Raw genomic sequence first — 11166 nt, 5'->3', positions numbered from 1 at the left:
GTCTCCAGTTTCAGCTTTCCGTTTCAGCCACAGGTCAATCGTGTTCCGGCTAATCCGGAACAGTTGACTCAATCACTTTTTTTCCAGCCATCAAGTTCAATGGCCTCTATCACTTTTTTTCTAAAATTGTAACTATAGGGTCGAGGCAAGGAAGAGCGATCGCATGACAGAATACTTTCTCTATTTTATGTCCTAATCGCCCTGGCTGTTGCTATAAACCAAAGCTTCGCTATTGTGAGGATGTTCTTCATAATATGCAAGAAAGTCTACGATTACGGCCGCGCCCTCGCAAAAGTCCTCTCTACCACCCAGCGTCTGGGCAACACTTGAAACCCTTTTTCAGTTCTGTTAACAATAGCTAATTTCCATCCACAAACCATTGCCACTGATTTCTCTAGTTTTCCTCTATAACCTTGATCTGCCCAAACAATTTTCAGATTCGGCGCATCATATTTAGCTTGAAGAAATACAGACTTAGCTCCTTCTCTATCCTGTATATTTGCAGTATGTACAACTACACTCAGTAACAACCCTTGAGTATCTACTAATATGTGTCGTTTTCTTCCTTTTACCTTTTTACCAGCATCATAACCTCTAATCCCCCTTTTTCAGTCGTTTTTACCGACTGTGAATCAATTATACCCTAGAAATGGCTCTTCAGTTCTTCCTTGTTTGATTCTGACTTTTCTTTCCTACGGAATGCTACGCAAACGTAACATATCATTGATTTCTTTCCATACTCCACTGCGTTGCCAACGATAAAAATAGGTAGCTACGGTTTGCCAAGGTGGTAAATCATGAGGAAGTGCCCCCCATGTACAGCCGTTGTGTACGAGGTAGAAAATACCATTAATAACTTCTCTTGTATCGACACTTCCAGACCTACCACCAGAATGGGGTGGAGGAATCAGCCGCCTTCAAATTTCCCACTGTTCATTGGTTAGGTCACGCTTGATAGTTTTTTCTTTCCATAGGAGGGAAAATCATGACAATTATCATTGTCTTATCTTTTGCGTTATGGCGATCGCTTTCCCTTACAAAACTTTACAAACAGTCTCTTAGGGCTTGCTGATTAAGTCTAAAAGCATTTATAGATAAAGCCAAAGTGCCTTTTTGGGGTAAAAAAAGTGCAAGCTAAAAGGAGGGTTTAGCTCAAAATTCTCACTTGCATGAGCTGACAGAGGCGGAAAAATCAACAGACAATTCTTCCGACTACCTACTCCTGAGGAGGAGACTCCTACCCTCATCAGGGCGACTTTTTCAGCAAGCCCTACTTAGGCTTAAATTTCATAGCCACGTTAATTGTGTGATTATCGTCTTGAGGTAGGTCTTCTTCCTAGCTGAGAGGGAGTTCTTCCTGTAATGTACCTAGACGGAGTTTTCCGAGCTGCAATAAGGTCAGCATAGCTAACTTGTGGTGGTCGCCGTAGTTTTATCAAATCATTCTTAATAGATGCAGACTTCTGAGGTAACTCCTTCTTGATCTTAGTTACGGCTTCAGAAATACTCGCTTGAATGTCACTATTGGGATCTTGAACTTTGAATGCATCACCTAACTTGTCAGCAATTTTCGTTAACCCTTCTTGTGTCGTATCATCATACTCTCCAGCCTTAAATTTAATTGATATAGCCGTAGAATTATCTTGATCTCCATGGTTAACTTTTTGAATGGTGAAATAACTTAAGCTCCTGTTGAAATGAGATGCCATAAAATATCTGACAGGTTCTGGAAGATTGGTTGGTGGTATTATTTTATTGTCAGTTACTGTCTTCCATGGTTTTAACTCTGTCTCCACATTGAGTCGATTAAAGTAGCTTTTGAAAAGTCTAAATTTTGCCAACTAATAGGTCTACCAAGATAGTCGGTTTTCTGCATAACTGTTTTCTTTTCTTCATCGCACTTATCAATAGACTTGTCGCTTTATAACTTAAAAAAAAATCCCAAAAGCCTTGTTCTGTAAGGATTGTAGATATTGAATGGTAAAAATCATGGGAATTATTGCTCTGTCTAGGTTAGAGTGATTTTTTTCCTTTATTTAGCGACAACTCTAATACCGATGCTACCGGACATGATATGACTTAGCTGTGTTGCTACTTTTTTGATAATACTGGCTGCACCATTACAGTCAGCATTAATAACTTGACCTTTTGCAGAACGATACAAGCCACAATTAACAAGCTTTCCTGATGGCTCCCACCTTTTCCTACGGAATGTTACGCAAACGGGTTTCGCACCAAATGTCGGCAGAAAATCATCCGATACTAAAACTAGCCTTACTCGTGTAACTATCCTCAGTCTCAACAAACTTAATCCCATACTGCTCAGATAATTCAGCTATCTTGGTTTTTAACTTGGCTGTAGGTATTTGAACAAACTGTTGGTTATTTTTTTGCCAATGTTAATACTATCTTTTTGGCGTTGATTCCACCCAAAAACTACTGTACCTATTTGATGCTCAATGCACCAGTTGATCACAAATCTAGCTGCTTTGTTCACATGATCACGCATCTGAAGGTTGCGCTTTTCAGTAATAGCTGCTAAGTTATCGTCCCAGTAGTCACCAGACTGGCCTGATTTTATTTCTGCGTTGTAGATTAATCGTACACAGCCCAAAGTTCTCCGCAACAGATTTTCCTGTTCTGGAGTTGGGTAAAACCTAAATTTGTACGCTTTTTCAACCATCTACAACTTACTAAAAACTTTTTATGCTTTAACATATTGTGTGTGAAACCACAACATTGATTGGCATTCCCATACGACGCTCCCGACAAGGAGAGCGCGGGTCTTCTGCCAACATTTAGATCAAAAGAACTTCCCATGCTTTTGAGCGACTACCTAAGAGATGGATTGTTGAACGCACTTTTGGTTGCTTGAATAGATTTCAACGTTTAAGCTCATATTATGAGGTGTATTCAGATGTAAGTGAAGCCATGATTTATGGCTCTTTAATTCACCTTATGGTTAGGCGACTAGCTAGCTAAGATTTACTTTATAAATCAGCTCTTAGCCATTAAATTAAAGGTAATAAAAATTCTTTTCTACCTTTGTTAATTCCTGACTCCGAATTCCTGAGTTCCTGCTACCTGCTTCCTGACTCCGAATTCCCGACTCCTGACTCCTGAGGACTGACTCCTGACTCCTGAGGACTGACTCCTAATTAATATCCGCTATTCAACAATACCAATAAATCTCTCAAATTAAATCCCTCAAATTTGATGACTGAGAAAGGTCGTAAATAGCTAAAATGAAATATAATTCTGAAATTTTTTGATAATTATGAGTGTAGTTAGCCAAGTTATTCTCAAAGCAGACGATGAATTACGTTATCCCAGTAGTGGGGAACTTCAAGCCATAAATACTTTTTTAAAAACAGGCGAGCAGCGCGTGCGTATTGCTAGCGTGCTTTCTGAAAATGAGAAAAGAATTGTAGACAAAGCTAGTCAAGAGTTGTGGCGCAGGCGTCCAGATTTTATTGCCCCTGGTGGTAATGCTTTTGGTCAACGGGAACGTGCTTTGTGCCTCCGGGATTATGGTTGGTACTTGCGTTTGATTACTTATGGGGTACTAGCTGGTGATAAAGATCCAATTGAAAGTATTGGTTTGATTGGTGTTCGGGAAATGTACAACTCATTGGGTGTACCAGTTCCTGGAATGGTAGAGTCAATCCGTTGTTTGAAGGAAGCTTCTCTTGCTTTACTTGATGATGAAGATGTTCAGGAAGCTGCTCCTTACTTTGACTATATCATTCAGGCTATGTCCTAAGTTTTTTTGTTTTTTGTAGCATGACTACCCATCTAAGGAATTCTTGGATGGGTTCAATTTTTAGAGTTTTGACTGATTAAAACTTCAACAAAAGTCAAAATAATCCCAACTTAAATTTATTCAATTATTTTGCATCACACCACCAGCGATCGCCACTAAAATTAATACCCCAAAAGCTAATCTATACCAAACAAATATCCATGTATCTTTAGTTTGTAAGTATCTAATCAACCAAGCAATTGCTACGTAAGAAAAAATTATTGCAGATATAATTCCAGCAATAGTAGGTGCTAAACCCACACCTCCAAAACCCTCATCCAATAGAGTCTTAAGTTCAACTAAACCTGCTAAAGTAATCGCTGGAAGACCCAATAAAAAAGAAAATTTTGCTGCTGTAGCCCTTTCTAACCCCATAAATAGGCCACCTGTAATAGTTGAGCCAGAGCGAGATACTCCGGGGACTAATGCCAATGCTTGAGCTAATCCCATGAGTATGCCATCTTTAATATCTAGTTGCTCAAAGTTACGTTTTCGACTGCCAATTTTCTCTGCTATTCCTAATAATAAAGCCATAACTATTGAAGCAATAGCGATCGCCACTGTACTGCGCAAGGCCGAGTTATCAAAATCTGGAATAAATATTTTGATTAGTAACCCAAAAAGTATTATTGGTATGCTTCCCAGTACTATTCCAACTGCCATTCGGAAATCTGGAGACTGGTAATCGGATGTCACTATAGATTTATATGCACCAATCACGATCTTTGTCAAATCCTGCCAAAAATACCAAACAACTGAAAAAATACTGCCCAATTGAATCACAGCGGTAAAAGCCACACCAGGATCTCCCCAACCCAGGGCAACAGGAACAATCTTGAGGTGAGCCGTACTACTAATAGGTAAAAATTCTGTTAATCCTTGCACCATTCCTAGAATAACTGCTTGAAAAATATTCATTTGTGATAGCTGCTCAGAGGTGGAAACTGGGTCCAAAGGCAATGATTGGCCTACTTTGTCGTCTAAAGATATAAAAATTAGGGCGCTGACAATAACAGCAAATAAGAATTTCATTAAGTAGGGTTTGAAGTAGAACTATTAATCGATTATAGCATCAGAAGTATCACCACTTTTTTGAGTTTTGAGGAGTGGAAACTCTTTATTTCATAGGATTTTTGTTTATTATTAACTCTTCCTAAAAAATCCCCTAGGAGGGGATAAAATACCTGTTATTATCAAAGATGCCCCTGGAGGGGATAATAAATGTGATATGTTAAATTAGATAAACTTAAGTAAAAAATATTAAAAATATCTTGTTGAATAATACTTTGTTTGCTAAAGTCACAATGCTTTACCCAGAAAAATTTGGGACAAATTTATTTTTCGGCGTTGCTGAAAAAATTAGAATCAGCCAAAAATGGGCTGTGTTTTGTACTGCCATATTTCTAGTGTCAGTGCCAGTCTTTTTTCAAGCTCCAATGGTACGTCAACTACCTTGGTTAAGTTTGGCTATGACAGGCTTTTGGTTATGGCTAAGTTTAAAACTACTTAAAGATAGAGATACCCATATATGGGGCGATCTATTATTGGGATTTACTTGGAGTTGGTTCACAGGATCAATATACTGGGGTTGGCTACGACAGGAACCACTCCTCCATTTACCAGTTGAGGCGATATGTGTACCTTTTGCTTTATGGTGTTTGGCGCACAAAAGAGAAATGATAGGTAACTGTTTTTACCTTGGTTCTCTACTAGGTACAGCAGTTACAGATGGATACTTCTACATAACTGGTCTTATTCCTTATTGGCGACGATTAATGATAGTTGAACCAGATATGGCCTTAGAAGTATTCCAAGATGCTTTAACTCAAGTACGTACTTCCTGGGGAATAATTTGGATATTTGTTTTGGTGGGAATTCTATTGCTTTTTGGTCTTGTACCTTTGCAATCAAGCAAGTTATACTTTTGGACCTTTGGAGCAGCAGTATTAAGTACAATTTTAGTGGACAGTCTATTTCTATTAGCTGCTTGTTTAGCCTAATACTAAGTAATATAGTCAGAGGGGGTGCAGTAGAAGAAGAAATTGGTAATAATCCTCTAGAAACCTATGCTATTTTAGGGACAATCAGTTGATTAGTGATATATTAATGCTGACCAAAAGAGAATTCACACAAGTTTAGAGCTTGTGTTACCATGAGTGCCACTGTCGTGACTTTGCAACCTCCTCATATGATCCTTCGTACCGAAGCAGGCGATCGCTACCTACCTCTAGTAGGAAATAATTGTTGGACTATTGGTAGAGGTAGAGATAACACTTTTGTCCTGACTGATAGATGGATATCCCGCAACCATGCCATGATACAACAGATGGACAAAGGAGATTTTTATCTGATTGACTTAGGCAGTCGTAATGGTTCTTTTGTAAATAGTCGTCGTGTGAGTATTCCTGTAATTTTAAAGGATTCTGATCGCTTAGTATTTGGTCAAACAGAACTACAATTTAATTGTCCAGACATAGTAATGGACAAACAGTCGGGTATAGATGGTGATTCTCAAGATTTTACAGCTACCTTGCATGTTCGTCGCCTAATATCAGTGATGGTAATGGATATCCGAGATTTTACAGTACTGACTAGAAAACTGGACGAGAGAGTATTGTCTGAAGTTATTGGTAGTTGGTTTCGGCAGGCAGGGGATATTATCAGGAAGAATGGAAGTTGGGTGGATAAATATATTGGTGATGCGATTATGGCAGTTTGGTTTCATGGAGCTGAGGGAGTTAGTAGTGCAGAAATGATTCGTATTTTTCAAGCTCTCAAAGATTTATATGAAGTAACAAGAGAACTAAGTAAAATCTACCCTTTACCGTTTCCTTTAAGAGTAGGAGCAGGAATAAATACAGGTTATGCAATGGTGAGTAATGCTGGTAGTAGTGAACGCTCGGATTATACTGCTTTGGGAGATACTGTAAATGCAGCATTTCGCCTAGAATCATCTACTAAAGAAATTGGTATGGATATTGCTTTGGGAGAAGGTACTTATCAGTATATTTGCGATTTAGAAAATGTGCATCAAATATTTAAGCAGTATCAAGTAAATCTGAAAGGCTATGATAGTTCAACTATTACTTATGGTGGTACTTTTAATAATCTCAATACTTTTTTGGGCAAAAAATTGTTCTCTGCAAAAAATCAAAATTTGTTTTAGATCAAATCAACTATAACTTTTTACAGATCGTAACTACATGGTTTTTCAATCCGTATAAGTAAGTCGGTGAAAAAAAAACCAAAGTATGTAAAGAAATTTTAAGCAGTTTGATTTGAGTAAAATTTAAAACGTTCTGTATTGTAGTTTCCCTTTTCTTTTTCTGCCCTAGCTTGAATACCGTCAATTACTGCATAAGCAAGATCTAACTCGTCATCAAACATTTGAGCTGATCATTCATCTTTTTTGAGATGCTTCCATTCCAGCTCAATTGGGTTTATTTCTGAGCAATACTTAGGTAAAAAGAATATATACAAGCCCAGGCTTTCCCATTTTGACCATAATTCCTGTACCTCTCGACATCGATGTATTGGTCCGTTATCCTGAATAATTATCCTAATACGCCCAGTTTTTGAAGTTTCTTCAGCTTCATGTTCCATGATTTTGATGTCAGAGTTGCGGTCAACACCCCCTATGACTAAACCGTAAACAAAACTGATTAAAGGTTGAAGAAAGCCAATAATGCTTAGTCTACGACCACGACGTTTTGTTTGCTCTAGGCGTTTTTGTTCCCCTTTAAAGTAGTAGGTATAACTTGGTTCACTCCACATACAAAACCCAGACTCGTCTAAGTACTTGAGGTCTATTTCTCCTGTGGCCGCAGCCAATTGCAGCATATCTAAGTCCGCTTGCTTTATTTGTTTGACTCTTGGATCTTGTTTGTATTTATGACTTTTTCTGGCCCGCTTCCAAATGACCCCCTTTTTTTGAGTATCCGACTTAATCTATCAGGACTCAATTTAATTGCGCGATCGCTTTCTAATTTCTCTGCTAACTGATGACTGTTGTATGTGCGTGGCTCCTGGGTGAGGCATTGTTCCAAAAATTCCATATCACCTTCAGTCCACCTCCGTTTTCAACCCCGACCTTGGGAGTCCCAAAGCCCTTTTACGCCTAATTTTTGCCATTTGTGTCAAACCTCTGTGACTGTTTGTTTAGCCCAATGAAAATGAGCTGCTATTTTTTCTACATACCACCCATGTGCATTTAATCTAATCACTTCTGCCCGGTCTTTGACTTTCTGTGGTACATCCGCTGTTCTCAACTTCAGCAGACTTTGGTCTTGCTCAGGAGTGAGAAATACCCTTAAACGAGCCCCCATGTGTAAATTTCCTCACTCATTATAGATATATTATTCATATTTACTTATCTTTACATAGTTTGGTTTATTTATACCAACTTACTTAGTTACGATCTGTCAAGCAAAAGCTTAGATTGTAGATGTGCCAAGTGTATAAACTCAAGAAAAAACTTTGTATAGCGCTGTGCGCAGGCAACAGCTCCGGAAAGCAACAGCTCCGGAAGGGGGAATAAAAAGCTGATAATATAAGACTTTTAGCTATTGGACACCTCCTGTGATTTGTAAATATGCCAGCGCACATTGCTATAGTTTAATATCCCATGAGACTTCTGACGATGGGACATATTAGCTGATCGTTAACATCAAAAGGCTTGGAATTAACTTCAATACAGCATGATAAGATAACTGAGAGAAAAAGCAAAAGTAGCTGTATGGTACACTCAACCTTCTATAACAATGGTGATTTAGCTGCTGCAAAAGTAATTGAAAATAGAGGGTTAATAACTGTAGGGCGCACTGTCAAAGAAAAGCGCACCGCTTGCGAGTCAACGGTTTCTGATGCGTAAAGACGGAGCAAGAAAGTTTGTGGAGATGGTAGTAGCGGGAGTACCACTCAACTTGTTTGATTTGTTACCTACTCCGAGAATCTGTGTTTCGCTCCGCGACATTAAATGCGTAGCGTTGCGTCAGCAAAACAAGAATACCCCGTTATAATCTTTGATTTAACGGCGGGAGTGTCAAAAAAAAGGTTAGTTTAAGCTGTAGAACCTGATAAGGTATAGTGAATATGGCTTAATAGTCTATGACTAAATTTGTCTTGTTGGACAAAAACATATCTCCCAAAGTTTCTATAGGATTAGAGGAAGGAAGAGATAATTTGCGAGACGTTTAAGCAGTGGAAACCGACAAGTAGAAAAATTATTTTCATAGACTTTCTGAGTCTGGAGAATAGTAAACTGTATCATGCAGTCGTTACTTGATTAACCCACTAACAATTAAGTAAACTGTTTAAATTTCTACAGTTTAATTTTTACCGTTAGGTACTTAAAAAACTGTGTATATCAATAAAGATGAGGAGAAATAGAATAATGAAACAAATAGGCTTACTGCTAGCAATATTAGGGTTATGTCTAGGTTGTGTAGGATTAATGCCATACCATCAAGCTTATGCAGGTAACTTAAGTTTAACTGTATGGCCTTCAACGTCAATTCTAGCAGTAGAATCTGGAAGAGTTAACAAGGCAGACAGAAAATTAGGAGAGATTGGAGAGAAGCTCGATCTTAACAATAGTCCTTTACGAAGCTTTCGGAAATACCGGGGAATGTTCCCAACTATAGCTGCGAAGATAGTAGATAATGCTCCTTACAAAAAAGTAGAGGATGTACTAGAAATTCCCGATCTAACTGAAAGACAGAAAAAGCTTTTACAAGCTAACCTTGAAAATTTTACAGTGACTCCACCTGCTGATGTATATATTGAAGGTGACTATAGATTGAATACTGGTTCATACGACTAAGATTGGCATAAATTAAACTTTCAGATATTAGTCAATTTTCAATGCTGCTATTTAATACTTGAGTACTTAATAAAATCTTGGGAATTACCAATTGATTGTTGAAGTTAAGTATTAGAAACTCTACGGGTTAAAACCGTATTTATTCTACTTGTGTCGGTGTTGGGAAATCAAAGAAGTTTAAATTAGGTGAATTTATATCTAATTTAAGCTTCTTATTAAGTTGAAGGTGATACATAATGTCCTACAATTATACAGCAAAATCATTACTGAAGTAGATAGGATAGATAATCATGCTTATAATAAAAACACAGGGTTCGCTGATCATCTGCTATACAAACAGCGATTCCAAATGCGAATTGAAGATCCCCAAGGAGTTGAGCTATGGGTAACATCAGGAGTATGTCAATTGCTTCAAGTTTCTAGAGTTTAGTTTTCACATTCAACAATTAATAATTAACAATTAACAGTTATCTCTTCTTAAAAAGAAATATCAATGACTTTTCTCCTTAAAATTTAAAAGGATAGACTTCAAAGCTGAAATTATTAATTTTTCGGTAAACTAATATTAGTTTTGATAAAATGCCTGATATACTTATTAACCTCAGCGATTAGTTCTTAAATTTATTGTTTTCAGACTAACTGATATTATCGATGCGTTTTAGAGATAAATTGAAAAAATTACGACATGAATTATTAAACTTAATTAACCCTAAAGTTTTAATCACGACCAGAAATAAACATAGTAGATTAACCCTATAGATAGCTATTTAGTATTTAAATGAAAAAGAGGTAATATTAGAGCTGATTTATCAAGTAAATATTAAGAGGCTGAATTCCTTGGAAGACAAGGGTTTTGGGAGTTATAGCCCAAGATGCCGAAATCCCTGAAAGTTAGATTACATAAAGATTTTAGCTAAGTTTACAAATCAGCTCTTAGAACGCCCCTCCACCTTTTTTACTGTCTCCAGATGTACCATTATTGTCTGGTGTATATTTTGCAAGAATAGATGATTTTAAAAAATAGGTATCAACATCTGTGTAAGTCTGATTAGAGCTATAGTAATTAATACCAATACTGGTTCCCACTGGTACAATATGGTCTTCTAATTTAAAAGTTTGATTAATTGTGTTGCGAATTTTGTCAGCCACTCTGGAAGCTCCTATTTGTCCTGGAATACCTGGTAAAATCACAGTAAACTCATCACCTCCAAGTCGGGAAACTGTATCACTTCCTCTTCAGCACCCTGGCAATCTTTGTGCTACTAATTTTAATAATAAGTCTCCTATATGATGACCCAGGGTATCATTAACAGCTTTAAATCCGTTGAGGTCTAGAAATAGTAGACCAACCATTTGTTCATTCACATTTGCCCACTCAATAGCTTGACTTAAACCCTCATAAAATTGCTTACGATTAGGTAATCCTCTGAGGGGATCGTGATTAGCTTGATGATGTAAAGAATCTCCTAAAAGCTTTAGTTTATCATTATCAATCTTTAGTCTTGTTGCTGTTTCCTTCAGGTTTTCCTCCATTTTTTTTCAT

General features: G+C 37.4%; 11 protein-coding genes and 5 pseudogenes. 6 read left to right on the top strand and 10 right to left on the bottom strand.

The window, feature by feature from the left end; all coding sequences use genetic code 11:
• The 6 genes and pseudogenes from F6K06_RS21850 to F6K06_RS21830 all read right to left on the bottom strand — a co-directional run.
• Positions 1–149, bottom strand: a pseudogene (locus F6K06_RS21850) (IS630 transposase-related protein); the annotation flags it as partial.
• 123 nt (positions 150–272) lie between these two features.
• Entirely contained in the window at positions 273–599 is a 327-nt protein-coding gene (locus tag F6K06_RS21845; RefSeq protein WP_124144183.1) for a transposase, read from the bottom strand.
• Between the two features lie 93 nt (positions 600–692).
• Positions 693–908: a transposase gene (locus F6K06_RS34135; RefSeq protein WP_353734880.1), complete on the bottom strand. Its 216-nt coding sequence runs from the start codon at positions 906–908 to the stop codon at positions 693–695.
• Positions 909–1310: 402 nt separating this feature from the next.
• Positions 1311–1841: a hypothetical protein gene (locus F6K06_RS21840; protein WP_287244908.1), complete on the bottom strand. Its 531-nt coding sequence runs from the start codon at positions 1839–1841 to the stop codon at positions 1311–1313.
• A gap of 191 nt (positions 1842–2032) precedes the next feature.
• Positions 2033–2305, bottom strand: a complete 273-nt coding sequence (locus tag F6K06_RS34130) for a hypothetical protein (RefSeq protein ID WP_205127596.1) — start codon at positions 2303–2305, stop codon at positions 2033–2035.
• Positions 2306–2587: 282 nt separating this feature from the next.
• A pseudogene (locus F6K06_RS21830) lies at positions 2588–2683 on the bottom strand (helix-turn-helix domain-containing protein); the annotation flags it as partial.
• 140 nt (positions 2684–2823) lie between these two features.
• On the opposite strand from F6K06_RS21830, the pseudogene F6K06_RS21825 reads away from it, so the two are divergent.
• Together F6K06_RS21825 and F6K06_RS21820 are read left to right on the top strand one after the other, a co-directional pair.
• Positions 2824–2982, top strand: a pseudogene (locus F6K06_RS21825) (IS5/IS1182 family transposase); the annotation flags it as partial.
• A 295-nt stretch (positions 2983–3277) separates the two neighbouring features.
• Positions 3278–3763, top strand: a complete 486-nt coding sequence (locus tag F6K06_RS21820; protein WP_124144190.1) for an allophycocyanin subunit alpha-B — start codon at positions 3278–3280, stop codon at positions 3761–3763.
• Positions 3764–3883: 120 nt separating this feature from the next.
• On the opposite strand, the gene F6K06_RS21815 is transcribed toward F6K06_RS21820, so the two are convergent.
• Entirely contained in the window at positions 3884–4720 is an 837-nt protein-coding gene (locus F6K06_RS21815) for an undecaprenyl-diphosphate phosphatase (RefSeq protein ID WP_240038865.1), read from the bottom strand.
• A 353-nt stretch (positions 4721–5073) separates the two neighbouring features.
• On the opposite strand from F6K06_RS21815, the gene F6K06_RS21810 reads away from it, so the two are divergent.
• Both F6K06_RS21810 and F6K06_RS21805 read left to right on the top strand, forming a co-directional pair.
• On the top strand, positions 5074–5802 hold the full coding sequence (locus F6K06_RS21810; RefSeq protein WP_339379404.1) for a DUF3120 domain-containing protein: 729 nt from the start codon (positions 5074–5076) through the stop codon (positions 5800–5802).
• A gap of 152 nt (positions 5803–5954) precedes the next feature.
• Positions 5955–6968, top strand: a complete 1014-nt coding sequence (locus F6K06_RS21805) for an adenylate/guanylate cyclase domain-containing protein (protein ID WP_124144192.1) — start codon at positions 5955–5957, stop codon at positions 6966–6968.
• A gap of 98 nt (positions 6969–7066) precedes the next feature.
• Here the strand turns inward: F6K06_RS21805 and F6K06_RS21800 are convergent, their stop codons facing one another.
• Together F6K06_RS21800 and F6K06_RS21795 are read right to left on the bottom strand one after the other, a co-directional pair.
• Complete coding sequence (locus F6K06_RS21800) at positions 7067–7189, bottom strand: hypothetical protein (RefSeq protein WP_282433602.1); 123 nt, start codon at positions 7187–7189, stop codon at positions 7067–7069.
• Between the two features lie 9 nt (positions 7190–7198).
• Positions 7199–8127: pseudogene (locus F6K06_RS21795) on the bottom strand (IS630 family transposase).
• Positions 8128–8537: 410 nt separating this feature from the next.
• Here F6K06_RS21795 and F6K06_RS21790 point away from each other — a divergent pair.
• Positions 8538–8672 (top strand): hypothetical protein, encoded by a 135-nt coding sequence (locus F6K06_RS21790; protein WP_275670319.1) that lies wholly within the window; start codon positions 8538–8540, stop codon positions 8670–8672.
• Positions 8673–9194: 522 nt separating this feature from the next.
• Positions 9195–9623 (top strand): photosystem II complex extrinsic protein PsbU, encoded by a 429-nt coding sequence (gene psbU / locus F6K06_RS21785; protein ID WP_124144193.1) that lies wholly within the window; start codon positions 9195–9197, stop codon positions 9621–9623.
• A gap of 933 nt (positions 9624–10556) precedes the next feature.
• Here the strand turns inward: psbU and F6K06_RS21780 are convergent.
• A pseudogene (locus tag F6K06_RS21780) lies at positions 10557–11156 on the bottom strand (diguanylate cyclase domain-containing protein).
• Positions 11157–11166 lie beyond the last annotated feature (10 nt).

This window comes from Okeania sp. SIO1H4, from assembly GCF_010672695.1.
Taxonomy (GTDB): Bacteria; Cyanobacteriota; Cyanobacteriia; order Cyanobacteriales; family Microcoleaceae; genus Okeania; species Okeania hirsuta.
The sequence above is the reverse complement of the archived record's forward strand: the minus strand, read 5'-3'. Positions and strand labels throughout refer to the sequence as shown.

Bases quoted from the DNA above. Each gene is read 5' to 3' on its own strand.
- F6K06_RS21805 (WP_124144192.1), top strand. From the start codon at position 5,955: ATGAGTGCCACTGTCGTGACTTTGCAACCTCCTCATATGATCCTTCGT.
- psbU (WP_124144193.1), top strand. From the start codon at position 9,195: ATGAAACAAATAGGCTTACTGCTAGCAATATTAGGGTTATGTCTAGGT.
- F6K06_RS21815 (WP_240038865.1), bottom strand. From the start codon at position 4,720: ATGAATATTTTTCAAGCAGTTATTCTAGGAATGGTGCAAGGATTAACA.
- F6K06_RS21800 (WP_282433602.1), bottom strand. From the start codon at position 7,189: ATGTTTGATGACGAGTTAGATCTTGCTTATGCAGTAATTGACGGTATT.
- F6K06_RS21790 (WP_275670319.1), top strand. From the start codon at position 8,538: ATGGTACACTCAACCTTCTATAACAATGGTGATTTAGCTGCTGCAAAA.
- F6K06_RS21820 (WP_124144190.1), top strand. From the start codon at position 3,278: ATGAGTGTAGTTAGCCAAGTTATTCTCAAAGCAGACGATGAATTACGT.